The 24,944-nt window shown below is 46.3% G+C and carries 15 protein-coding genes and 1 pseudogene; 10 read left to right on the top strand and 6 right to left on the bottom strand.

The window, feature by feature from the left end; genetic code table 11:
• Positions 1-41: 41 nt before the first annotated feature.
• The 3 genes from gluQRS to sfsA all read right to left on the bottom strand — a co-directional run bounded on the left by gluQRS (position 42) and on the right by sfsA (position 2,311).
• Positions 42-917: a tRNA glutamyl-Q(34) synthetase GluQRS gene (gene gluQRS, locus AC6I7V_RS11175; protein WP_498010900.1), complete on the bottom strand. Its 876-nt coding sequence runs from the start codon at positions 915-917 to the stop codon at positions 42-44.
• Between the two features lie 87 nt (positions 918-1,004).
• Positions 1,005-1,451 carry an RNA polymerase-binding protein DksA gene (dksA, locus tag AC6I7V_RS11170; protein ID WP_032551504.1) on the bottom strand — a complete coding sequence of 149 codons (447 nt, stop codon included), beginning with the start codon at positions 1,449-1,451 and terminating at the stop codon, positions 1,005-1,007.
• A 137-nt stretch (positions 1,452-1,588) separates the two neighbouring features.
• Complete coding sequence (sfsA, locus tag AC6I7V_RS11165) at positions 1,589-2,311, bottom strand: DNA/RNA nuclease SfsA (RefSeq protein WP_255229951.1); 723 nt, start codon at positions 2,309-2,311, stop codon at positions 1,589-1,591.
• A gap of 94 nt (positions 2,312-2,405) precedes the next feature.
• Here sfsA and hrpB point away from each other — a divergent pair, with 94 nt between their 5' ends.
• From hrpB to AC6I7V_RS11115, 10 genes and pseudogenes are all read left to right on the top strand, one after another.
• The gene (gene hrpB / locus AC6I7V_RS11160) at positions 2,406-4,844 is read left to right on the top strand and encodes an ATP-dependent helicase HrpB (protein ID WP_498011678.1); all 2,439 of its coding nucleotides are present in this window, start codon (positions 2,406-2,408) and stop codon (positions 4,842-4,844) included.
• Positions 4,841-7,258 carry a penicillin-binding protein 1B gene (mrcB, locus tag AC6I7V_RS11155; RefSeq protein WP_498010899.1) on the top strand — a complete coding sequence of 806 codons (2,418 nt, stop codon included), beginning with the start codon at positions 4,841-4,843 and terminating at the stop codon, positions 7,256-7,258. The genes hrpB and mrcB overlap by 4 nt, the downstream gene beginning before the upstream one ends.
• Positions 7,259-7,415: 157 nt before the next feature.
• Positions 7,416-9,626 (top strand): annotated as a pseudogene (locus tag AC6I7V_RS11150) (patatin-like phospholipase family protein); the annotation flags it as partial.
• Positions 9,627-9,898: 272 nt separating this feature from the next.
• Positions 9,899-12,487, top strand: coding sequence for a bifunctional aconitate hydratase 2/2-methylisocitrate dehydratase (gene acnB / locus AC6I7V_RS11145; protein WP_261882064.1), 2,589 nt, complete (start codon positions 9,899-9,901; stop codon positions 12,485-12,487).
• Positions 12,488-12,644: 157 nt separating this feature from the next.
• Positions 12,645-13,013 (top strand): YacL family protein, encoded by a 369-nt coding sequence (locus AC6I7V_RS11140; protein WP_255229954.1) that lies wholly within the window; start codon positions 12,645-12,647, stop codon positions 13,011-13,013.
• Positions 13,014-13,226: 213 nt separating this feature from the next.
• Complete coding sequence (gene glnK, locus AC6I7V_RS11135; protein ID WP_255229955.1) at positions 13,227-13,565, top strand: P-II family nitrogen regulator; 339 nt, start codon at positions 13,227-13,229, stop codon at positions 13,563-13,565.
• A gap of 25 nt (positions 13,566-13,590) precedes the next feature.
• Positions 13,591-14,820, top strand: a complete 1,230-nt coding sequence (locus AC6I7V_RS11130) for an ammonium transporter (protein ID WP_255229956.1) — start codon at positions 13,591-13,593, stop codon at positions 14,818-14,820.
• A 145-nt stretch (positions 14,821-14,965) separates the two neighbouring features.
• The gene (locus AC6I7V_RS11125) at positions 14,966-15,982 is read left to right on the top strand and encodes a Fe(3+) ABC transporter substrate-binding protein (RefSeq protein WP_032551510.1); all 1,017 of its coding nucleotides are present in this window, start codon (positions 14,966-14,968) and stop codon (positions 15,980-15,982) included.
• A 248-nt stretch (positions 15,983-16,230) separates the two neighbouring features.
• The gene (locus tag AC6I7V_RS11120; protein WP_498010896.1) at positions 16,231-17,856 is read left to right on the top strand and encodes an ABC transporter permease; all 1,626 of its coding nucleotides are present in this window, start codon (positions 16,231-16,233) and stop codon (positions 17,854-17,856) included.
• On the top strand, positions 17,856-18,884 hold the full coding sequence (locus tag AC6I7V_RS11115; RefSeq protein ID WP_498010895.1) for an ABC transporter ATP-binding protein: 1,029 nt from the start codon (positions 17,856-17,858) through the stop codon (positions 18,882-18,884). Before AC6I7V_RS11120 ends, AC6I7V_RS11115 begins: the two co-directional genes overlap by 1 nt.
• A gap of 144 nt (positions 18,885-19,028) precedes the next feature.
• Here the strand turns inward: AC6I7V_RS11115 and AC6I7V_RS11110 are convergent, their stop codons facing one another.
• The 3 genes from AC6I7V_RS11110 to AC6I7V_RS11100 all read right to left on the bottom strand — a co-directional run bounded on the left by AC6I7V_RS11110 (position 19,029) and on the right by AC6I7V_RS11100 (position 24,939).
• A complete protein-coding gene (locus AC6I7V_RS11110) occupies positions 19,029-20,441 on the bottom strand; it encodes a phosphoglucomutase/phosphomannomutase family protein (RefSeq protein ID WP_498010894.1) in 1,413 nt (470 codons plus the stop codon).
• A gap of 74 nt (positions 20,442-20,515) precedes the next feature.
• On the bottom strand, positions 20,516-22,921 hold the full coding sequence (locus tag AC6I7V_RS11105) for a glycoside hydrolase family 94 protein (protein WP_498010893.1): 2,406 nt from the start codon (positions 22,919-22,921) through the stop codon (positions 20,516-20,518).
• Between the two features lie 104 nt (positions 22,922-23,025).
• Positions 23,026-24,939 carry a beta-N-acetylhexosaminidase gene (locus AC6I7V_RS11100; RefSeq protein WP_498010892.1) on the bottom strand — a complete coding sequence of 638 codons (1,914 nt, stop codon included), beginning with the start codon at positions 24,937-24,939 and terminating at the stop codon, positions 23,026-23,028.
• Between the last annotated feature and the right edge of the window lie 5 nt (positions 24,940-24,944).

Raw genomic sequence — 24,944 nt, 5'->3', positions numbered from 1 at the left:
ATTTTTATGTGTCGTTTATACGATTTCATGCCGCGAACGTGTCAATCACGGTGCTCTTTATGCAGTGTATCGGGTAGCTGATTGATACGCCAATGCTGACAGCCCCAAGCCAAAATCTCGCTTAAAGAGCCCTGCTCAATGTCGAAAGGTAAAGTGAAACCGAGAAAGCGCATAGCGCTCAAAAGGGCCGGTTTAGGGTTATTTAAATCGATGCCTCGTGCACGATTCTGCTTTGAGAGCTTGTTACCTGTAGCATCGGTCGCTAAAGGCAAATGAAGATAACTGACTTGTGGCTGATTGAGCGCTTTATAGAGGCTGATTTGACGGCCTGTAGGCTCGATTAAGTCAGCTCCTCTCACGACCTCTGTCACGCCTTGAGCGATATCATCCAGTACTACCGCTAGGTTGTAGGCGAATAAACCGTCGCGACGCTTGATAATAAAGTCTTCTTTAGCGAGTTCGGCAGGGATGCTCATGGTGCCGTGACGAATATCCTCAAATGACTCAATAGGGTGATTCATCACTAGGCGTACCGCGCGTTCACCATTATCGTTTAGCGCTGCGTGACGACAGTGACCGTTGTAGAAGCCACCTAGGGCTTTTATCTGCTTGCGGGTACATTCGCAGTAGTAAGCTTGCTGTTCGGTAAGCCACTGTTCAATCTGAGCTTGGTAAGCCGCGTGTCGATGACTCTGGTATACGACTTCGCCATCCCAATGCAACTGATAGGTCTCTAAGGTTTTTAATATAAGATCGGCGGCTCCTGGCATTTCGCGCGGTGGATCAAGATCCTCCATGCGCACTAGCCATTGTCCCTTTTGTGATTTTGCTTGGAAGTAGCTACCGAGTGCAGCCACAAGTGAGCCAAAATGAAGAGGGCCAGAAGGAGAAGGTGCAAAGCGCCCGATATAACTCATAGTAAAAGCCTAAGTAATGGTTGTATGGGGAATAAAAGACCAAATAAAAAAGGGAGCGAGTGCTCCCTTTCTTCACATCAACAAGGATTAACCTTGCATCTGTTTTTCTTTGATTTCTGCAAGTGTTTTACAGTCAATACAAAGATCAGCAGTCGGGCGAGCTTCAAGACGACGAATACCGATTTCGATACCACAAGAGTCACAGAAGCCGAAATCGTCTTCTTCGATCTTGTCTAGTGTCTTCTCAATCTTCTTGATCAGACGACGTTCACGGTCACGGTTACGTAGCTCTAAGCTGAACTCTTCTTCTTGAGAAGCGCGGTCAACTGGGTCTGGGAAATTTGCTGCCTCGTCCTGCATGTGGTGAACAGTACGATCAACTTCTTCCCTGAGCTGGTTGCGCCAAGCTTCTAAAATCTTTGTAAAATGAGCCATTTGCTCAGGTGACATGTACTCTTCACCTGGCTTTTCTTGATATGGTTCAACACCTGCGATTGCTAGGATGCCTAGCGCTTTTTTCTTAGATTCTGGCATACAGCATCTCCTATTTACACCTAGTCAACTGCAAAGCAGCTATTTTTAAGGCGGGTATCTATAGCAGAAAGAACGAGTGGTGGCAAACACTCAAATGTAAACTTGCTATCAATGTGCAGAGTTCTGCATTTTGTGAATCAAGCGATGAATTCAACCGCTTGATTCAATGCCATTTGAGTATTGTTGAGCTCCGCTTTGTAACAGATAACTTCAACACCCGCGTCTTGTGCTTGTTTTAGTAATAACGAATATTTGGCGTCTATATGGTGTGCCGCTGAGACTTTTTCAATACCTGAATGTAAAACAGTGAATAAAAGTACTGCTCTTTGACCAGATTCTGCCATTTCTGTGAGTTCACGCAGATGCTTTTGACCACGCGTAGTAACGGCGTCTGGAAAGTAGCCTTGTCCCTTTTCAACACATGGGTCATCTGCCAGTAGCGTGACGCTTTTCACTTCGATATAGCAATCGGCCTTGGTTTCATCCTCGAGCAAAATATCTATCCGGCTATTCTCACTGCCATATTTCACTTCGGTACGCAGTGATTGATAACCCGAAAGTTCAACTATAGCGCCATTTTGAATCGCTTCCACTGCCAATTGGTTAGCGCGGGCAGTGTTCACACAAATTCGATCGCCTTGTGCTGTTTCTGAGATCTCCCAACTGTTTGGGTATTTTCTCTTAGGGTTGTCGGAGGTCGAGTACCACACGGTGTTTCCCGGTTCAGCGCAACCTGTCATCGCACCAGTATTGGCACAATGGATAGTACGTTCACTGCCGTCAGGAAGTTTGATGTCTGTAAGGAAACGTTTATAGCGTTTTATAAGAGTCGCAGACTCTAAAGGAGGATCGAAGTGCATTTTACTTATTTAGAGAGAACTGTTTTTATGTACAATATTGGCAACATTACACCACAAGGTCTTTCCATTGTCACAACTGCCCATTGAAGCTGTGATGCCCGAGTTGCTCTCCGGCGTTCGTTCTCACTCCCAAGTCATTCTTAAAGCGGCCCCCGGTGCGGGTAAATCGACGTTCTTCCCACTGCAACTGGTTAAGTCTCAGGCGGTGAGTGGCAAGATAGTTATGCTTGAACCAAGACGCCTTGCGGCACGAAATATTGCCAGTTATCTCGCTGAGCAATTGGGGGAGAAGGTTGGGGAGACGATAGGCTTTAGGGTTCGTGGTGAGAATAAAACCAGTAGCAATACTCGTCTGGAGATTGTCACTGAAGGGATCATGACCCGTATGATTCAGAGTGATCCTGAGCTCACGGGAGTTGATATGGTGATCTTCGATGAATTTCATGAACGCAGTATTCATGCTGATACCTCTTTAGCTTTCAGCCTAGAGATCCAAGAAGCGCTCAGAGACGATCTCAAAATAGTGGTGATGTCAGCGACGCTCGATCAAACGACCCTGCAAACTCTGTTACCAGAGGCCGAATACATTGAATCACAGGGGCGCTCATTTCCTGTCGCATACCGCTACCAACCGTTGGTAACCAATGACTACTTACCAGCTAAAATGGCCGCAACAATCGAATCTTTGATGGAGAGAGAGCAGGGGTCACTGTTAGCGTTTTTGCCCGGAGTTTCGACGATTAAGCAGGTGCAAGAACGATTGCAACATTTGAGTAATGACGTGGATGTATTTGCTCTGTATGGTCAGTTGAGTTTTTCTGAGCAACAGAAAGCAATTTCGCCAGCTGAAAAAGGCAAGCGTAAAGTGGTGTTGGCGACCAATATCGCCGAGACCTCACTGACGATTGAAGGGATCCGCTTGGTGGTCGACTCTGGGTTGGAACGAGTGGCGAAGTTTGATTTGAAAACTGGTGTTACTAAGCTAGAACAGGTCAAAATATCTCAATCTTCGGCTGAACAAAGGGCGGGCCGCGCAGGGCGTATTGAAGAAGGCTTATGCGTTCGTTTATACAGCGAAGCTCAATTGCAACAACAGCCCTTGGTTCCTGTTCCTGAAATTCTTCATTCTGATCTCTCCTCTTTGCTGGCTGAGTTGATTCAATGGGGAGCGACAAGTGCTGATGAGCTTCATTGGCTTGATACTCCACCTCAAGCGGCATTAGCGCAGGCGAGCAGCTTGCTACAGCAATTAGGGCTTTTGGATCATAGTAGGCAATTTACTGCGCAAGGTAAGCAAGCCCAGCAACTCGGGTTAGAACCTCGGATTGCGAGTATGCTGACCAAAGCTAAGCAGCACAGTAGTCAGTTGTTGAACGCTGCGATTGCTGCTGCTGCGTTGGTTGAGGAGCCTGAGCGTAACGTCTCTGATGTCCAGCACTCTTTATACCGTTTGCAGCAAGGAAAACACGCACGCAACCATTTCATGACTCAGAGAGTGAAAGTGCTCTCGGCGAAATTAGAACACAAATTTGACCTACAAAGTGTTGATGAATCACTGCTGTCTTTGGCATTGTGTCTTGCATTTCCTGATCGTATCGCTCAATCACGAGGTAAGCAGAATCATCAATTTCTGCTCGCGAATGGTCACGGTGCAGAAGTACGTGATGATGACCCACTCGCTGATAGTGAGTACATAGTGGTGATTGACCTAATGAGAAGTGCGGGCCGTTCCAGCCAAGTATTCTTAGCGACAGCAGTCGATATCGTGAATCTAGAAGCGCATTTTTCGGATATGTTTACTGTTCTTGACTATGTCGATTGGGATGATGCACGCGGGCGCTTAGTCGCTGAGCAGCGAGTTTGTCTGGGTCAGCTCGTCATTAATACCAAAGCCTTACCTGAACCGGATAGTGAGAAAGTCAGTGAGGCACTGCTCAATTATGTAGGGCGAAAAGGTCTAGATATATTGAACTGGACACCGGCTGCGAAGCAGCTCCAAGCTCGCATACTGTGTGCGGCGCAGTGGCTACCTGAGCAAGAGTGGCCAGCGGTGGATGAGCAAAGTTTGTTGACGAACTTAGATGCTTGGTTAATGCCGTACCTGAATGGCGTGAAATCAGTAAAAGGGCTGCACAGTGTCAATCTCGAGCAGGCTTTGATGGCGTATCTAGGATGGCCATTGAATCAAGAGATTGACCAATGGTTACCTACGCATTATGTAATGCCTACGGGTAGTAACAGATCTATTCGCTATCAAGAAAATGCAGAACCTGTGATATCGGTTCGAATGCAAGAAGTGTTTGGTGAGCAAGACTCTCCTTTGATTGCTCAAGGACGTAAAAAGGTCGTACTTGAGTTACTCTCACCGGCACAAAGGCCACTGCAAATCACTCAAGACTTAGCTGGTTTTTGGGCTGGGGCTTATAAAGAAGTGCAGAAAGAGATGAAAGGTCGATACCCTAAACACCCTTGGCCAGATGATCCGGCTAACCATGTAGCAACGACCAAAACTAAACGACAGTTGAATCGATGATGATAAAGATGTTTACACCCCAAAAGGGGCCTGCGAAAAAGGCACCTACGAAAAAGTCACCGACAGCTAAGTCGCCTCGAGCTAAGTCAACCAAAGCCAGAAAGCCGAGAGCCGCGGCAAAAAAACGCGCGCCGAGTAAGGGAGGCAAAACCAATCGTGGTTGGTTGAAGATGTTATGGGGCTTTGCTTGGAAAGCAGGCCTTGCCGTCGCTGCGATCTTACTCTTTGTCGGCATTTATCTCGATACGGTCGTCAAACAGCGCTTTGAAGGGCAGCTCTTTGACTTACCGACTGTGGTTTATGCGCGAGTATTAGATTTATCACCGGGTACGCCAATCAGTATTCAGCAAGTGCGTAATGAGCTTGATGTGCTCAATTACCGCAAGGTCAGTGCCCCTCGTCATCCTGGTGAGTACTCCTCGTCTTCCACTAAGATTGAGCTGATCCGTCGCCCATTCGAATTTGTAGATGGCCCAGAAGCAGACCGCCATGTGATGCTTCATTTCGATAGCAATGAGTTAACCCGCATTCAGTCGCTCGAGAAGAAGGGCGATATGGGTTACCTGCGTATCGAACCTAAGATGCTGGGTATGCTTGAGAAAAGTAACGACGAACAACGTCTTTTTTTAAAGCGCAACCAGTTCCCTGAAGTGATGGTTGATGCGCTGCTCGTGACCGAAGATAGAGATTTTTATCAGCATGATGGTGTATCGCCATTAGCGATAGCGCGAGCGATGGTGGTTAACGTAAAGGCTGGGCGCACCGTTCAGGGCGGCAGTACGTTGACGCAGCAATTAGCTAAAAACCTATTTCTCTCTAGTGAGCGCACTCTGTGGCGTAAGCTTCGTGAAGCTTATATCGCACTGATTTTGGATTACCGTTATAGCAAAGATCAGATCTTAGAAGCTTACCTAAATGAAGTATATCTAGGTCAGAATGGTGGTGAAGCGATCCACGGTTTTGGTTTGGCATCGCGTCTCTACTTTGGTCAACCAATCCAAGAGCTGAGAATCGATCAACTGGCACTGCTGGTGGGAATGGTGAAAGGGCCGTCATATTATAACCCTGTTCGTTATCCGGAGCGTGCAAAGGCACGGCGTGACTTGGTATTACGTTTGATGATGCAGCAAGATATTTTGAGTGCGAGTCAATATGAAGCGGCTGCCGGTCGAGATCTTGATATTCAAGATAACCCGCGTATTGCGAGCCGTCAGCCCGCTTATTTCCAACAAGTAAATATCGAGCTTAAGCAGTTTGTTGGCGACCGATTCGAGGCGCAAAAGGGTTTGCGGGTATTCACCTCACTAGACCCTGTTTCACAGCAAGAGCTAGAACGCTCTATCGCACGTAAGGTGCCTCAACTAGCTCAAACAGCAGGCAATAAGCTTGAAGCCGCTGCGGTTGCGGTTGACCGTAATACTGGTGAGATAAGAGCGATGGTCGGCGGCAAACGCACGGATTACGACGGCTTTAACCGTGCACTCAATGCAAGTCGTCCAATCGGCTCTTTAGTCAAGCCTGCGGTGTACCTGACCGCACTACAGCAGCCTGAAAAGTACACACTGGCGACCACGTTGATGGATACACCGCTGAGCTTGAAAGGCAGTAAGGGGAGCGTGTGGAGCCCGAGAAACTTCGACCGTAAATTCCGAGGAGAGGTGCCTTTATATGTGGCGCTATCTAAGTCTTACAATGTGCCGACGGTTCGCTTGGGAATGCAATTAGGCATTGAATCCGTATCGAATACCATCGAACAGCTGGGGGTGAATAAGAGTGAGATTCGTCCTGTGCCATCGATGTTCCTAGGTGCATTTTCTCTGACGCCTTTCCAAGTGGCACAGATGTATCAAACGGTGACCAACTCCGGTAAGAAAGCAACTCTGTCAGCGCTGCGCTCAGTGGTGGATAGTGATGGTGAGGTGCTCTATCAATCGATACCTCGTGTGTCACAAAGTGTCGAGCAACAAGCCGCGTGGCTTACCACTTATGCGATGAAGCGGGGTGTTTCGGAAGGTACGGGACGATTCTTGCAAAACCAGTTCTCTTGGGCTGGACTCGCAGGTAAAACCGGTACCAGTAACGACAGCCGCGACAGTTGGTTTGTTGGTGTTGATGGTCGCGAGGTAACCACCATTTGGTTAGGGCGCGATGACAATAAACCAACGAAATTAACAGGTTCGAGTGGCGCCCTGCGTGTCTATGCTGATTATCTAAAACAACGCGGCCCAGAAGTGCTGCGTTTACCTTGGCCAAATGGCATAACCACTGCTCATTTTAGAAATACGAGCTCAGGAGCACTAGAGTTTGATTGCGATGGCCCCGTGCAGTTACCTATTTGGGATGAACGTGGTGATATTAAAAAGGGGTGTGAAAGCCAACCAAAGCAGTGGCTAAAGAAGCTTTTTGAGTGGTAAAGTTGCACAAGCAATAGATGACAAGGATAGAGTTTTAATGGTGATTTCTCGTTGGCTGAGTCGAGGTTTAGGCGTCGTTGGCGTTATGTTTTGTTCGCAGATTTTGGCTGACAACGTCGTTGTACCTGCTGACAAAATGAAAGTTGAGCAAAAAACGCGCCCAAGTATCGCAGTGGTTCTTGCGGGGGGCGGAGCCAAAGGTGCAGCTCATATTGGTGTTCTAAAAGCTCTTGAAGAGATGCACATCCCTGTCGACTACGTCACAGGTACCAGTATGGGCGCTTATGTAGGTGGCTTATACGCAACGGGCATGAGTGCTGATGAAATTGAAAGTTTTATCTACTCAGTGGATTGGAACAAAGGCTATCGCGACCGTGTCAACCGTAGCGATCGACGCGTGCGTGACAAAGAGTATGAGGACCGTTACCAGCTGATCACGGATTTAGGTTTAGGTTGGGGAGAGATGCGTGCGCCAACCGGAGTCGTTCAAGGTCAGAACATGCTACGCATATTGCGTGAGACAACCGGTAATCTGGCACCATTTGAATCCTTTGATGATCTTGCTATCCCGTACCGTTCTGTCGCAACAGATATCATTAAACTTGAAGAGGTGATAATCGACAAAGGGCAGATTGTCGATGCAATGATGTCAAGTATGTCAGTACCGGGCGCTTTGCCGCCTTATGAGGTAGATGGTCGTATGTTGGTCGATGGTGGCGTCGTCAACAACATGCCGGTAGATATTGCCCGTGCAATGGGAGCTGACATTGTTATCGCGGTCGATATTAGTACCAACTATAAAGGCGAAGAGGAGTTTACCAACCTTTTTACTGTGGCTGACCAACTGTCTAACTACTTAGTACGTCGTAGTACTCAACAACAAGCGGAAGCCTTAACGGAAGAAGATGTCTTTCTTAAGCCAGATGTTGGCCAAATGGAGACCACTGAGTTTGATAAGATGCCGAGCGCCTATGAAGCGGGTTATCAAGTGGCTTACCAGTTTGAAGACAAGCTTCGTAGCCTTTCAGTAGGGGCTGCTAAGTATCAAGGCTACCTTGAAGGTAAACAGCAAGCTCGCCGGAAATTAAAACATGGCGACCAAACAGTGGTTGATGAGGTGGTGATTAATAACAATAGCCACTATTCCGACAAATTAATTGAAAACCGCCTTAATCTTGAAGCTGGAGAAGTGTTAAAAACCAACCATATTGAAACCAGCGTACAAAACCTCTATGCACTAGACCGTTTTGAATTGATTACCTATGAATTTGATAATGTTGATGGCAAAGAACAATTGGTTGTCGATGTAAATGAGAAAGAGTGGGGGCCAAATTACCTAAACTTCCGTTTCTTTTTAGAAGATGATTTTGCTACCGATAGTCAGTATTCAATTGGTGTGTCTGCAAACTTTACAGATATCAATCAACACGGTGCAGAGCTTAGAACAAATTTAGAAATGGGCACTGACAAGCGTATTGAGGCGGAGCTGTTTTCTCCTTTCTTCTCTCAGCAGAAGCTATTTACCTCAGCGTCGTTGGTCTATGCGAATCAAAAACGTAATTTGCCATTTAACGGTGAAATAGAAGAGCCGTCATTAGATGCGACGCAAGACTTTGTCTCGATGACCTATAAAGAGAGTATCGGTGAGTTGGCGTTTGGTTACCAACCAACCCTGTGGCAAGAGCTGAAATTTGGAGGTCGATACACTGACGGTGAAGTTGAAGTGTCGTCACTACCTTCATTCGGTGGTGGTTCTTACCAGCGAATAGGTGCTTTTGTTCGTTACCGTTTGGATACACTAGATAACTTCAGTTTACCGACGGAAGGCTATTTCGTTGATTTAGAATACCTTGTTTCTCATGATGAGTTTGACTCCGACCCTATAGCTTCTGATCCTACTTATATTGAGGACAGTGACACTGTTTATGAGTTCTCAGCGAATTTGAGAGCGGCACAAAGCTACAAACGCCATACTTTAGTCGCAAAGATGGATTATGGCATCGTAGAGAGTAAAAATTCTCTATTCCCGATTGACCCTAAACAGCTCGGAGGCTTTTTAAACCTCTCCGGTATTCCACGTAACAGTCTACTGGGGCAAAACCTGGCGTTTACCAGTTTGGTGTACCGCTATAAGTGGTTTGACAACGATTTCGGTTTGTTTGAATCCCCATTCTACCTAGGCGCGTCCATTGAGCATGGTGGAGTTTGGTCGAACAGTGATTTAAAAATTAGCGAAGCTCCGATGTACACCGCAGGTTCGCTGTTTGCTGGTATCGACTCTCCGATTGGGCCGATTATTTTGGCGTATGGTATGACAGAAGATAACTACAATTCGGTTTACCTTATTGTTGGAACGTCTTATAAATAACCATGCGAAAAATAACGATACTGGTGACTAATTAGGCAAAAATAATGGGACTTTCGTCTTAACTTGCTATGTTGGTCAAAATGATAAGATTTTAATTAATCGTTAAATTTGCTACTATACCGCCCACAGTTTGGCCTCTCTGATGCCGATCATCAATACAAATTGAATGACGAAAATGGCAATGGAGAGCCAAGTTTCCAAGGATGTTCACCGCTTTATTTTACTAACAATTATGAAGGAAGGTGGTGGACCGCAATGAGAGGAAAAAAGTCGTGCTTGAAGCCTACCGTAAACACGTCGAAGAACGTGCTGCCGAAGGAGTTGTTCCAAAACCACTAGATGCCGAGCAGGTTGCTGGCCTAGTTGAACTTCTAAAGAACCCACCTCAAGGTGAAGAAGAGTTCATTCTTGACCTACTAGAAAACCGCATTCCACCAGGTGTAGATGAAGCTGCTTATGTAAAAGCGGGCTTTTTAACAGCTATCACCAAAGGTGAAGTAACATCACCACTTGTTAGCAAAGAGAAAGCAGCAGAGCTGCTAGGTACTATGCAAGGTGGTTACAACATCGAGTCGTTAGTTTCACTTCTTGATGATACTGAACTTGCTCCTATTGCTGTTAAAGCACTATCGCACACATTACTGATGTTTGATGCTTTCTATGATGTAGAAGAGAAGGCCAAGGCAGGTAATGCTTCAGCACAACAAGTACTTCAATCTTGGGCAGACGCAGATTGGTTTACTTCGAAAGAGAAAGTTGCTGAAAAAATCACAGTAAAAGTCTTTAAAGTCACTGGTGAAACCAACACCGATGACCTATCTCCAGCACCTGATGCATGGTCTCGTCCAGATATTCCAGTACACGCAAAAGCGATGCTGAAAATGGAACGTGACGGCATTAACCCTGATCAACCAGGCACTGTTGGCCCAATCGCTCAGATTGAAGAGCTGCAAAAAGACGGTATCCCACTTGCGTACGTAGGTGATGTCGTTGGTACGGGTTCTTCACGTAAGTCTGCGACGAACTCAGTACTTTGGTTTATGGGGGAAGATATCCCATACGTGCCGAACAAGCGTACTGGTGGTGTTTGTCTGGGTGGTAAGATCGCTCCAATCTTCTACAACACAATGGAAGACTCAGGCGCACTGCCAATCGAACTAGACGTACAGAAAATGAACATGGGCGATGTTATCGATATCTTCCCATACGAAGGCGTTGTACGTAAAAACGGTGAAGTGATCTCTAGCTTTGAACTGAGCAAAGTGCTGCTTGATGAAGTTCGTGCTGGTGGTCGTATTCCACTTATCATCGGTCGTGGTCTAACTAGCCGCGCTCGTACTTCTCTTGGTCTAGAAGAGACTGATCTGTTTGCTAAGCCAGTCGATCCATCTGCATCTGATAAGGGCTACACGCTCGCTCAGAAGATGGTTGGTAAAGCATGTGGTGTTGAAGGTGTTCGCGCTGGTCAATACTGTGAGCCTAAAATGACCACAGTTGGTTCTCAAGATACGACAGGCCCTATGACGCGTGATGAGCTTAAAGACCTTGCATGTCTTGGCTTCTCAGCGGACCTAGTGATGCAATCTTTCTGTCACACATCGGCATACCCGAAACCAGTTGACGTAAACACGCACCACACGCTACCTGATTTCATCATGAACCGTGGTGGTGTTTCATTACGCCCAGGTGATGGTGTTATCCACTCATGGCTAAACCGTATGCTTCTTCCTGATACTGTAGGTACAGGTGGTGACTCGCATACTCGTTTCCCTCTAGGTATTTCATTCCCTGCGGGTTCTGGTCTGGTTGCATTCGCGGCTGCGACAGGTGTGATGCCTCTTGATATGCCAGAATCTATCTTGGTTCGCTTTAAAGGTGAAATGCAGCCGGGTATCACGCTACGTGACCTAGTACATGCCATTCCTCTATACGGCATTAAGCAAGGTCTCCTAACCGTAGAGAAAGCAGGCAAGATCAACGAATTCTCTGGTCGTGTACTAGAAATCGAAGGTGTTGAACACCTCTCTGTTGAGCAAGCGTTCGAACTTTCTGATGCGTCTGCTGAGCGTTCAGCGGCGGGTTGTACTGTTAAACTGTCTAAAGAATCTATCGAAGAGTACCTAAACTCAAACATCGTTATGCTTAAGTGGATGATCGCTGAAGGCTACGGTGATGTTCGTACTATCGAGCGTCGTATTACAGCAATGGAAGAGTGGCTAGCAAATCCAGAGTTGCTGTCTGCAGATCCAGATGCTGAATACGCTCACGTTATCGAAATCGACCTTGCTGACATCGATCAGCCAATTCTATGTGCACCAAATGATCCAGATGATGCTCGTCTTCTTTCTGACGTTCAAGGTACTGAGATTCAAGAAGTGTTCATCGGTTCTTGTATGACCAACATTGGCCACTTCCGCGCCGCTGGTAAGATGCTTGAAGAGTTCAACGGTTCTTTAAGCACACGTCTATGGGTGGCTCCACCAACTAAGATGGATAGAGATCAGCTAACAGAAGAAGGCTACTACGGTATCTTCGGTCGTGCAGGGGTTCGTATCGAAACTCCGGGTTGTTCACTATGTATGGGTAACCAAGCTCGAGTTGCAGACAAGTCGACCGTAATGTCTACGTCTACGCGTAACTTCCCGAACCGTTTGGGTACAGGTGCGAACGTATACCTAGCGTCTGCGGAGCTATCTGCTGTTGGTGCCATTCTAGGTCGCATTCCAACGAAAGAAGAGTACCTAGAGTACGCAGAGAAGATTAATGCAACGGCAGCTGATACGTACCGTTACCTGAACTTCCATAAAATGGGTCAGTACACAGAAAAAGCCGATACGGTTATTTTTCAGCAGCCAGCATAATCGCTGACTGATTGAGTCACTGACAGAACGCCCTCTATTTGCAGAGGGCGTTTTTTTATGTCTGAATGCTGGGGGACGAGCCCCTCGATCTATTGATCACTTCACTATATACTCTCGCCTCATTTTTACCCTGTCTCAGTTACTGCGTGGAGCCACTATGGAATTCGAATTTACAAGAAACACTTTGATGGGCGAGTACTACGTGAAATGCAGTATGGGGCACGAGATCGTTGGACGTTGGCTCCAGGAAGAGATTGGCAAAGACAAAAGCAAAATCGATCAGGTGTTAGCGCTTATTGAAGCGTCACGCACTAACTTTAGTGATGAACGCTCTATGGTCGGCAAAGAGATCACTTTATCGATTAATGAAGATGAAGTAACAATTCAAGAGAATGTACTTGGTCACGACTATGAAATGGAAGAGGGCAGCGAGTTCGATTTTTACAACAGTGAAAGCTTATCGGTTTGTGGAATTGATGACTTCGAGCTTTTAATAGAACGCTGGGTCGATTTCTTAGGGTTGTAGAGTATTAAAACAAACGCATTGCCCAAATATAGAGCAATTTGATACCAGCGCATTAAGATAGTGAAAAGACCGCACCATTATGGTGCGGTCTTTTTCGTTATTGGCGTTGTGTGAACATTAAAGTGTTTAATATCAATAGTTTAACTTTTTGGCACGCTACTTGGATTATAGAAAGAGTATTAACGGACTAAGTGAAAAATCTAAGGAACGATTATGAAACTCATCAATGCCATAGTGAAACCATTCAAATTAGACGATGTAAGAGAAGCGCTATCTGATGTCGGTATCGAAGGTATGACTGTATCAGAGGTCAAAGGTTTTGGTCGTCAAAAAGGCCACACGGAGCTGTATCGTGGTGCGGAATATCAAGTTGATTTCCTTCCAAAAGTAAAAATAGAAATCGCTACGCAAGCAGAAAATGTAGATCGCGTTGTTGAAGCGATTAGCCAAGCGGCTCACACAGGGAAAATTGGTGACGGTAAGATTTTTGTGTACGACCTGAGTCAAGCAGTACGTATTCGTACAGGTGAAATGGACGCAGAAGCACTTTAAGAATTCAAGGACTGGAGAATTTAATATGGAACTTTTAACAACAGTAACGGAGTTACGTTACGCACTAGACACTTTTTTCTTCCTCATTTCAGGTGCGTTGGTAATGTGGATGGCGGCAGGTTTTGCAATGCTTGAGGCAGGGCTTGTACGTTCAAAGAACACGACTGAAATCCTAACCAAAAACATTTGTTTGTATGCAATTGCATGTACTACTTACCTAGTGGTTGGTTACAACATCATGTATGTCGACAATGGTGAAGGCGGTTGGTTGCCATCTTTTGGTGCACTGATTGGTACACAAGGTGAAGGTGCGGATCACTCTTTAGAGTCTGACTTCTTCTTTCAAGTTGTATTCGTTGCAACAGCAATGTCAGTCGTATCTGGTGCGGTTGCTGAACGCATGAAACTATGGTCATTCCTAATCTTCTCTGTGGTTCTGACAGCGTTCATCTACCCAATGGAAGGTTACTGGACATGGGGCGGCGGTTTCCTATCTGAAGCTGGCTTTAGTGACTTCGCAGGTTCAGGTATCGTACACATGGCAGGTGCAGCAGCAGCTCTAGCTGGCGTACTTCTACTAGGTGCTCGTAAAGGTAAATACGGTAAAAACGGTGAAATCTACCCAATTCCTGGTTCAAACATGCCACTAGCAACATTAGGTACATTCATCCTGTGGTTCGGTTGGTTCGGCTTCAACGGCGGTTCTCAGCTAATGGTATCGGACTTCGAAAACGCAACAGCAGTGGGTCAAATCTTCCTAAATACAAACGCAGCAGCAGCAGCAGGTGCAATCGCAGCACTACTCGTGTGTAAGACAACTTGGGGTAAAGCAGACCTAACCATGGTATTGAACGGTGCGTTGGCTGGTCTAGTGGCTATCACAGCGGATCCACTATCTCCATCGCCTCTATTCGCAGTTGCTATCGGTTCAGTATCTGGTGCGCTAGTGGTATTCAGCATCATCGCTCTAGATAAAGCTAAGATTGATGATCCAGTAGGCGCTATCTCAGTACATGGTGTGTGTGGCTTCTTCGGTCTAATGGCTGTGCCACTAAGCAACGCGGATGCAACGTTTGGTGCTCAACTATTCGGTGCTGCAGTTATCTTTGCTTGGGTGTTCGGTGCAAGTCTAGCGGTGTGGGCAATCCTTAAAGCAACAATCGGTATCCGTGTAAGCGAAGACGAAGAGCTAGAAGGTATGGATATGCACGATTGTGGTGTTGGTGCTTACCCAGAGTTCGTATCTGTGAAGTAATATTTACAAATATTTACATTTAACCTACTTGAAACCTGCTCGGATGAGCAGGTTTTTTTGTTCTTCGTCATTGTTTTCTAAATTATGATGAATATAATAACGCAACTGATAAACGTTATCATTACGAAGTTAAAGGACTGAACCAATGAAAAAACTGCTAACTCTTTCTGCTCTAGCTTGTGCAACAATCGCACCTACAGCTGCAATCGCGGCAGAAGAAGTGAACGTATACTCTTACCGTCAACCTTTCCTTGTAGAGCCAATGTTCAATGAGTTCACGAAAGAAACGGGCATTAAAGTAAACGTTAAGTTCGCGAAGAAAGGTCTAGCAGAGAAGCTAGCGCAAGAAGGCGAGTACAGCCCAGCTGACGTTATCCTAACTGTAGACATCAGCCGTCTGTCTGAGCTAACTAAGCAAGGTCTTGTACAATCTGTTGAGAGCGATGTACTAGAGAAGAACATCCCTGCTCAGTACCAAGATACTGATAACGAATGGTTTGCTCTTACAACTCGTACACGTAGCGTTTACTCTTCACGTGACCGCGTTGGTCGTCTAGGTGAAGACTTCACTTACGCAGATCTAGCTAAGCCAGAATTCAAAGGTAAAATCTGTACTCGTAGCGGTAAGCACCCATACAACGTATCTCTAGTTTCTTCTATGATTGCTCATAAAGGCGAAGCAGAAACTAAAGAGTGGTTAGAAGGCGTTAAAGCAAACCTAGCTCGTAAGCCTCAAGGTAATGACCGTGCACAAGTTAAAGCTATCAAAGAAGGTCTATGTGACGTTTCTCTTGGTAACAGCTACTACCTAGGTAAGATGGTTAACGATAAAGAGCAAAAAGCTTGGGCTGATGCTGTTTACATCAACTTCCCTAACCAAGAGACGACGGGTACTCACGTAAATATCTCTGGTATGGCAATGGCGAAATACTCTCCAAACAAAGAGAACGCTGTTAAGCTAATGGAATTCCTAGCGGGTAACACTGCACAAGGCATGTACGCTGAGGTAAACTACGAATACCCAGTAAAAGCGGATGTTAAGCCATCTGAGCTTGTAGCATCTTGGGGTGAGTTTAAAGCAGATACAATTTCTCTAGATGAAATTGCTAACCACCACGAAGCGGCAATTAAGCTTCTAGACGAAGTGAAGTTCGACCTTTAATTTCATTGATGTAGGCTTCGGCCTAGATTAATCAACAACCTCAAGTTCCTACTTTAAGGGCTTGGGGTTGTTTTGTTTTTAAGTAAGTCACTTTTTGATACAAAGTAACGTCTAGAACGGTGGAGTTCTGAGCTTCGCGCCTTGCAGTCAATGCGCGATATCGGTATAACTACCCTTAGTTTTTAAAAGGATATGAGATGTATTTTCAAACGCATTTTCGAGTTATCCCTCTCCGTTGTAATTAAGCGATGAAACAAAAGAATTATATATGGAATACCAGTAGTGGAGTGATAGCTCTACTGCTGGTTTTGCCGATCTTAGCGATATTCACAACCGCTGTTGGTGAAACGGGTGATCTTTTCTCCCATCTTATGTCTACGGTGATGCCTACTTACGCCTACAATACGGTTGTACTGGCTTTGGGCACTATGTGTTTGTCGTTAATCTTTGGCATTCCCTCTGCGTGGATCATGGCGATGTGCCGCATCCCCAGTGAACGAGTCCTTCAATGGGCTTTGGTACTTCCTTTGGCGATGCCGGGTTACATCGTAGGTTATATCTTTACCGATTGGTTCGACTTTGCTGGGCCTGTACAGATTCTGCTACGTGATATTACAGGGTGGGGACCCGGTGAGTATTGGTTCCCTGACATACGCACTTTAAGCGGCGCGATAATCGTACTCTCCCTAGTTTTCTACCCGTATGTTTACCTACTGTGCCGAGCTGCGTTTATGGAGCAGAATGTCTCTTTGCTGCAATCTGCAAGACTCCTAAAATGTTCTCCGTGGGAAAGCTTCCGACGTATTTCTCTGCCTTTAGTTCGTCCGTCGATGGCGGTCGGTTTATCCCTTGTGGCGATGGAAACTATCGGTGACTTCGGTACTGTGAGCTACTTTGCGGTAAACACATTAACGACGGCGGTTTATGATACTTGGCTCGGCTACTCTAGCCTCACTGCTGCGGCTAAAATTTCGGCTATCATGCTGGTTATCGTGATCATGTTACTGAGTACAGAGCGTTACAGCCGCCGTAAGCAAAAGCTATTTCAAAACCAATTCAATAGCCGAGAAGATTTCCGTTATCAGCTCAACGGCTGGAAAAAGTGGCTAGCACTTTTTTGGTGTTGGGGATTGGTTTGTGTCGCTTTCTTATTCCCGCTCGGTCAACTGCTTATCTACGCGTACAAGTACTTCGCACAGAGCTGGACTGCTGAGTTTAGAGAATACGCGATGAACAGTTTAAATGTCTCTTTTCTCGCCGCTATGATTGCTGTGCTTGTGGCTCTGATTGTGAACTTTAACCAGCGAGTGAATCCAAGCAAGCGTAACCTTGCTTGCATGCGTCTTTCATCCATGGGCTATGCGGTACCGGGTACAGTGCTTGCCATCGGTGTTATGGTTTCGGTTCTATTTATGGATCACTTCGTCAATGATGTCGCTAAAGCTATGGAGTGGGGCCGTCCAGGACTTATCTTCTCTGGTTCAATGTTCGGACTGATTTTTGCCATGGTAGTACGATTTTCGGCAGTCGCCATCGGCAGTATTGAGAGTAGTTTGAGCAAGGTTTCTCCATCACTGGATATGGCTTCTAAAACGATGGGTTGTAACACCAACCAGATGTTGCGTCGAGTACATCTTCCTTTGATCAAGCGTGGTGCTTTAATTGCTGGCTTATTGGTGTTTATTGAATCAATGAAAGAGCTGAATGCGGCACTGTTATTGCGCCCGTTCAACTTTGAAACGCTAGCAACCTATGTTTATAACTACGCGTCGGATGAACACCTTGAGTTGGCTGCAATGCCAGCAGTATTGCTAGTTCTGGTGGGATTGATTCCGCTTATCATCGTTAACCGTTCTTTGGAGCAAAAAAACTAATGAGCTGTGCACTATTAATTAAAGATCTGACTTGTAAGTATGAGTCTCAGACGGTTTTAGAGTCTCTCTCTCTAGAGGTTGAGCACGGTGAGATTGTCTGTCTGCTTGGTGCTAGCGGTTGTGGTAAAACAACGTTGTTAAAGGCGATTGCTGGTCTGCTTCCGCTAAGCAGTGGTGTAATGAACCTTAACTGTCAAACCATTGATGATGGTAAGAATTGGTTACCACCGGAACAGCGCAATATTGGGATGATCTTTCAAGATTATGCGCTTTTTCCACACTTAACGGTAAACCAAAACGTAGCTTTTGGTTTGCGAGATCTTTCTGAGAAGGAGAAGCAGGCTAAGGTTAGAGAGATGCTTGAACTGGTTCATCTTGATGAGTACGGTGAGCGCTACCCTCACCAACTATCAGGCGGTCAACAGCAACGCGTCGCTATCGCACGCTCATTAGCTTATAAGCCTGATCTGCTGCTACTTGATGAGCCGTTTTCAAATATCGATACTCAGGTTCGACATGAGCTGATTTCTCAGATCAGAAAGATTTTTAAAAAACAGGGTGTTACCGCGATATTCGTAACGCATAGTCGTGAGGAAGCTTTTGCTTTTTCTGACAAAATGGCCGTGATGAACAATGGTGTGATCGAACAGTACGGTTCTGCTTCGGAGTTGTATTTCCACCCTTCAAGCAAGTTTGTGGCTGACTTCTTAGGTGGCGGTAGCTACTTGAATGCGCAGCGTATCTCCGAACATGAATTTGAAACCAGCTTAGGTGTGGTTGAGGCCAAATCTCAAACTGACATCAAGTTAGGCAATGATTGTGAACTGCTATTAAGACCTCAGCATATCTTGGCGAGCTATGAGCAAGACAGTGCTATCTCTGTGTTAGAGCAGCAGTTTATGGGAGACCATTGCCGCTACGTGATTGAAGCGCATGGTCAGAAACTGCTGGCGACCTCTTCTGAAGCATTGGAAGTCGGCATGCCAGTGACAGTGAAAGTTGATAGCAAGGGTGTTCTTGCTTTCTAAATTGTTCATCAGTAACTCATTGGCTTCAATCGAAATAATCTCATATGAATAAAAAAGCCCAGTATCAGACTGACTAAGTCGATACTGGGCAAGCGTTCTTCACCTATAGGGTTAAATCTAGGTATAAAACCCTTCCTTAAGGAGTTACAAAGATAGGAAGGCTTTCATGTTTTGAAGAACACGTTCAGCAGTGTCTTTATCTTCCATTTCTGCAAATATACGCAGCAACGGTTCGGTTCCTGAGAAGCGGGCAATCACCCAGCCACCATTCTTGAAGTAGACTTTCGCACCATCGTCATAGCTGACTTTTTCAATCTCATATTCAAACTCTGGCAGCTGTTTCTCGACATAAATTTTGGTGTAAAGCGCCTCTTTCTGAGAAGGTTTGAACGTGCAATCTCCCTCCGCTGTGTAGGCATAACCGTACTTTGAGTAGATCTCATCCAGCAATTCTGAGAGCTTCTTGCCCGTTACACTGATCATCTCAACCAACAAGCTTGAAGCGAATACGCCATCTTTACCCTTGATATGTCCACGAATGGTCAGGCCGCCTGAGCTTTCGCCACCAATCAGTGAGTCATCCGCTTCCATTTGAGAACTAATGTGCTTAAAGCCTACTGGAACCTCAAAGCTCTTTTCACCGTGGTCAGCGGCGACTTTATCGAGTAGGTGAGTGGTTGCAATGTTACGCACTACCGAACCTTTCCAGCCTTTGTATTCCAGCAAGTAGTAGTAAAGCAGCAGTAGCACTTCGTTTGGGTGAATGAAATTACCTTTCTCATCGATAATACCTAGGCGGTCAGCATCGCCATCGGTGCCAATACCGATGTCATAACCTTCAGCCGCAACCAAGTGCTTCAAGCGATACAATGTTGCTGCGCTTGGTGAAGGCATCAAACCGCCAAAGTCTGGGTTCTTGCCGTCGTTAATGACATCAACATCACAACGGCCGTTGATAAGAACAGTTTGCAGGGCATTTTTAGCTACACCAAACATAGGGTCAATCAGTACGCGCAGGTTAGCTTTCTTGATCGACTCGATGTCGATGAAGTTGATGATCGAATCGACAAAGTCGTTCATCGGGTTGATGATTTCGATCTCTTTGTCACTGAGTGCTTGTTCGAAATCGACACGTACAACGTCCTCGTTGGTTAACGTCGCAATCTGTTGTTCGATCTTTTCAGTAATAATCTCATCAGCATCGCGGCCACCCTCGATGAACACCTTAATGCCATTATAATCTGCTGGGTTGTGCGAAGCGGTGATACACGCCGAGTAGGTACAGCCCATCTCTTTCGCTTGGAACATCACTATTGGTGTCGGTACAAATTTGTCGATGAAACTGACCTTGATGTTGTTAGCAGCAAGTACTTCTGCAAACCAGCAGGCCGCTTTATCGGATAAGAAGCGACGATCGTAGCCAATGACAAAGCCATTTTGTGCTGCATCTTCATCATTGATGATGTTAGCCAATGCTTGAGCGACCAAGCGAACGTTATCGCGAGTGAACTCTTCACCTATGAAAGCGCGCCAGCCACCCGTACCAAATTTAATCATGTGAAAATCCTTTGAGTCTCATTGCCTCAAGTCACTTATGACCTGAGGCAAGAGCGATTGGTTAAATTACGCGATTAGCCTAGAACAACGATAACATCGTTCACGCTGCCTTCTGCCTGAACTGGGATAGCACCTTCGACTGCTTCGCCATTGATGGTGATAGAGGCCACCCCTTTGCTTACTGCATTCGGGTTCTGCACCGTGATGTTGTATGTCGCACCACGCCATTGGCGAGTCACTTCAAACTCTGGCCAATCTGTTGGGATACAAGGATCTACGGTTAAGCCTTCAAAGCCTGTACGAATACCAAGAATGAAGTTGGTAACCGCAAAGTATGCCCAACCTGAAGTGCCGGTTAACCAAGGGTGGTTAGCACGGCCATGGTCTTGGTGGTCTTTACCCATGATGAACTGCACGTACGAGTATGGTTCTGCGTAACGTGTTTCAATCATGTCGTTTTGGTTGTACGGGTTAAGTGCATCGTAGAATTTCATTGCACGGTCACCACGACCAAGTTTCGCTTCTGCTACCCAAGCCCATGGGTTCGGGTGAGAGAAGATTGCGCCATTCTCTTTTACGCCTTGGTAAACGCGAGTGACGAAGCCGATATCATCGTTTGGTGTCGCAAATGATGGAGAGTTTAGGTGCAGGCCGTATTCAGAGAATAGATTCTCATCGACAGCGTCCATCGCCTTCTCGCCACGCTCTTGAGATACTGCGCCGGATAAAACCGCTAGTGTGTTTGACTCTAGGTGTACGCGACCTTCAGTTTGTTGTGCAGTACCGATCTTGTCGCCATCTTTTGTTAGACCACGGATGTACCAGCCACCTTCGTCATCCCACAGGTGTGTTTCACACGCTTCACGAACGTTCGCGGCCATTTCAGTGTATTTCTCAACATCAGCGTCGTTATTGCGGAATTTAGCGAGATCTAGGAACTCTTGTAGAGCCCAGAAGTGTAGGAACGACACCATAGATGACTCACCGCCACCTAGGTTCAGACAGTCATTCCAGTCAGCACGTAGACCTTTACAGATACCGGTTTGACCAACGTATTCTGCAGAGAAGTTCAGTGCTGCTTTCATGTGTTCGTAGACAGTCGCTTCACCGCCGTCTGCGTATGGAATCACTTCATCAAAGAACTCGTGTTCACCGGTTTCCATCACGTATTTGATGATGGTTGGTACGATCCATAAATGATCATCAGAGCAGGTGTCTTCAATGCCGTGGATCTTGTCGTCGTCTGATGGCGTCGGCACTACCGTTGGTGATTTCGAAGGCTTAACATCCGCTTTCTCTGGATCAAACCAGTCAGGATCGAATAGGTGTAGGCCGTAGCCCGCTTTAACTTGGCCGCGTAGTAGGTCGACAATGCGCTTACGTGTCATCTTAGGGTTTGCGTGAGGTACAGAGATAGCGTCCTGCGCGGTATCACGGTAGCCAAGACCAGTACGGCCGCCCACTTCAATGAATGATGCAAAGCGCGACCACACTACACAAGTCTCTGCTTGGTATAGTGTCCAGGTGTTGATCATGGTATCTAAGCCTTCGTTTGGAGACTTAACTTGGAACTTGTTGCAACGCTCGTCCCAGTGATCTTTGATTCCTTGGAACGCAGCATCTACGTTTGCAGTGTCTTGATATTTCTCACGTAGGCGCTCACCGTTGCCTTTGCCGATACCTAGTACGTAAGCAAAGCGAACTTCTTCGCCTGGCTGAATGGTAAATTGCTTATGCAGAGAACCACAGTGGTTGTAACAGGTTTGCGCACTGTTCGAACATTTACCATTTTCAACCGCAATCGGGTTAGCTTCATCGCGGTACATGCCAAGGAAGGTGTCACGCTGACCGTCGTAGCTGTCTGGTGAGAAGGTGGATGCTAGGTAGTAGAAGCCTTCAAAGTCGTTGGTGTTGTAGTACAGATCGTATTCCAACACACCTTCTTGGTAAGACGTGCCCGCAGAGTACAGAGACATCTGGTGGTTTTGGTTGTCTGATTGGATGTGGCTGAATGAGAACTCTACAAATGAGAATGTGCTGATAGTACGTGGCTTATCAGTGTTATTCTTTAGTATAACGTCCCAAATCTCTGCATCTTCGCCTTTAGGGACGAATAGCGTTTTGGTTGCGGTAATGCCGCTATATTCACATTTGAACTTTGAGTATGACAGGCCGTGACGAACCTCGTAGTTGGCTTCGTCGAGGCTTTTAGCCACTGGCTGCCAAGAGATAGACCAGTAATCACCTGTCTCATCATCACGCAGGTAGACATAGTGTCCCGGACGATCAAAGGTGCCGTTGGGACGGAATTTAGTAACACGGTTATATTCTGGTGAGTTGTAGAACGAGTAACCGCCAGCGTTGTGTGATATGACAGTACAGAACTTCTCGGTACCTAAGTAGTTAGTCCAAGGTGCCGGTACGTCTGGGCGAGTGATGACGTATTCGCGATTCTCGTTGTCGAAATAGCCGTATTTCATTGTTATTTCCTTTTTAACAAACTGCACTCCGGCAGTTAATCTTACAAATATTGATTCAGAGCCTCGTGGCTATGTATCCGAAATTAATGGGTTTTCTAGTGTTCTTACCAAGGTGAGCGGTACTGAATATCTAACCGTTCAAGCAGAGGTAAGTGACCTTTTAAGCGGGATAGGTAATCCAGCCAGTTACGATTGTTCTTGTGGGTCCAGCATCCTTCCGCTAGTGCGCTGATCCGAGGGAATACCATGTAATCCATACGCTGTTGGTGGGTAACAATTTCACACCAAAGCGCACACTGAATGCCGCGAATTCGTTTTCGAATCGGGTCAGTGTCAGAGATCTCCGCGAGTGGCTCATAGTTGTAGGCTTGTTCCAGTGGAATCACTGAAGCCCAGTCGACACCAGGTTCTTCTGGTGCAAAATCTTGTGTCATGTCGAGGTAAGTGAATTGAGCTGGTTGCAGCACCACGTCAAAGCCTTGTCTAGCACAATTGACAGCGGCTTCTTCACTTAGCCATGAGTAGATGATGGTCTCTTTGCTGACCTTGTCGCCGTGTTGTGCTTCTTCCCAGCCGACCATTTTTTTACCAAGTTGTTTGAGCTTGTTTTCGGCATAGCGGAATAGGTGACCTTGCAGCTCTTTACTGTCTTGATAACCGTGTTCTTTCATTACTGCTTGAGCTGCAGGACTGTTTGTCCAAACGCCATGTGGCACTTCATCGGCGCCCATGTGGATAAGCTTGCTTGGAAAGAGAGCAGCGACTTCTTCGATAACAATATCTAGGAACTGATAGGTGCCTTTAAGCCCAGGGTTAAGTACGTTATCGGTATAGTGCTGAATACTCTTGTATGCGGTTGTATCTTCCTGCTCAACCAACATTTCTGGTAGAGATTTGATTGCTGCTCGGCAGTGACCCGGGATATCAATTTCTGGAATCACTGTAATGCCGCGCTTTTCGGCGTAGGCGATCACTTCACGAATCTCTTGTTGGGTGTAATAGCCACCGTAGCGCTGTGCCAGATGGGTATATTGAGGTTCCAGTGCTTCATTACGACCGCGCCATGCGCCAATGTCGGTCAGTTTAGGCAGCTGTTTTATCTCTATGCGCCAACCTTCATCGTCGGTGAGGTGCCAGTGGAAAACATTAAACTTGTATAGAGCGAGTTGGTTGATTAAACGCTTCACATCCTCTAGTGAGTGAAAGTGGCGTGCACAGTCGAGCATCATCCCGCGGTATCTAAATCTTGGTTTGTCGACGATTTTGCAGCATGGAACTGAGAAAGACTCCACACCTTGCTGATCAATAAGTTGAATCAGGGTTGCGGCTGCATGGATAAAACCACTTTGACTACCGGCTTCTGCTGTTATGGCTTCCTCTGTTACCGTGAGTTTATATTCAGCATCATCGAGTGTTGGGTTGGCTCTAAAGGTAATGGCACCCACCTCTTGCTCAGGCAGTGATAGCTCGAAATGGGTGCGCAATTCTTCTTTCAGCCACTCTCCACCATCGCTTGCCAGTGCAGAGATGATAGCGAGCGCTGTGTTTGGATTTAGAGAGAAGAGCCCGTTTTGTATTGTGACTGAGTTTGGTTGTGGGATCAGCGCCAATGGCGCGGCATCAACCTGAGGAACTTCAGTGCGTTCGCGGTAAGGAGAGGCCAGAACAATTGGGGAAATATCTACCGGTAAGATTTGCGTTTCATTATTAGTGTGAGTTTGGATAAACGCATCGTTTAAACCGTCCGAAAGAAAACGGAACGGAGCACTCTGAATACTGAATTCAAAGTAGTAGTGATTATTGGCTTTAAGTTCGCAGTCATTCGGCGTGTACGTGCAGTAGCTACCTACCTGAGTCAGAGTGCCTTGCGATAAGCTCTCTGGAACAATAAAACGATCAAAGGCAAAGTGTAGCGACCATGTTTTGATGTCGGCATCACTTAAGTTGTGTACGGTTAGACCAAAGCGGCAGTTTTGCTTCTGTTCTGAGAGAACGGCTAAGTCAATGCGGTAATTCATATCAC

The sequence above is a fragment of the Vibrio sp. KUL70 genome, assembly GCF_059725515.1.
Note: the sequence above shows the minus strand (reverse complement) of the source record. Positions and strands in the feature narration are given on the sequence as shown.

Bases quoted from the DNA above. Each gene is read 5' to 3' on its own strand.
- mrcB (WP_498010899.1), top strand. From the start codon at position 4,841: ATGATGATAAAGATGTTTACACCCCAAAAGGGGCCTGCGAAAAAGGCA.
- AC6I7V_RS11120 (WP_498010896.1), top strand. From the start codon at position 16,231: ATGAAACAAAAGAATTATATATGGAATACCAGTAGTGGAGTGATAGCT.
- AC6I7V_RS11115 (WP_498010895.1), top strand. From the start codon at position 17,856: ATGAGCTGTGCACTATTAATTAAAGATCTGACTTGTAAGTATGAGTCT.
- sfsA (WP_255229951.1), bottom strand. From the start codon at position 2,311: ATGCACTTCGATCCTCCTTTAGAGTCTGCGACTCTTATAAAACGCTAT.
- glnK (WP_255229955.1), top strand. From the start codon at position 13,227: ATGAAACTCATCAATGCCATAGTGAAACCATTCAAATTAGACGATGTA.
- hrpB (WP_498011678.1), top strand. From the start codon at position 2,406: ATGCCCGAGTTGCTCTCCGGCGTTCGTTCTCACTCCCAAGTCATTCTT.
- AC6I7V_RS11140 (WP_255229954.1), top strand. From the start codon at position 12,645: ATGGAATTCGAATTTACAAGAAACACTTTGATGGGCGAGTACTACGTG.
- AC6I7V_RS11125 (WP_032551510.1), top strand. From the start codon at position 14,966: ATGAAAAAACTGCTAACTCTTTCTGCTCTAGCTTGTGCAACAATCGCA.
- AC6I7V_RS11110 (WP_498010894.1), bottom strand. From the start codon at position 20,441: ATGATTAAATTTGGTACGGGTGGCTGGCGCGCTTTCATAGGTGAAGAG.
- AC6I7V_RS11130 (WP_255229956.1), top strand. From the start codon at position 13,591: ATGGAACTTTTAACAACAGTAACGGAGTTACGTTACGCACTAGACACT.
- dksA (WP_032551504.1), bottom strand. From the start codon at position 1,451: ATGCCAGAATCTAAGAAAAAAGCGCTAGGCATCCTAGCAATCGCAGGT.
- gluQRS (WP_498010900.1), bottom strand. From the start codon at position 917: ATGAGTTATATCGGGCGCTTTGCACCTTCTCCTTCTGGCCCTCTTCAT.
- AC6I7V_RS11105 (WP_498010893.1), bottom strand. From the start codon at position 22,921: ATGAAATACGGCTATTTCGACAACGAGAATCGCGAATACGTCATCACT.
- AC6I7V_RS11100 (WP_498010892.1), bottom strand. From the start codon at position 24,939: ATGAATTACCGCATTGACTTAGCCGTTCTCTCAGAACAGAAGCAAAAC.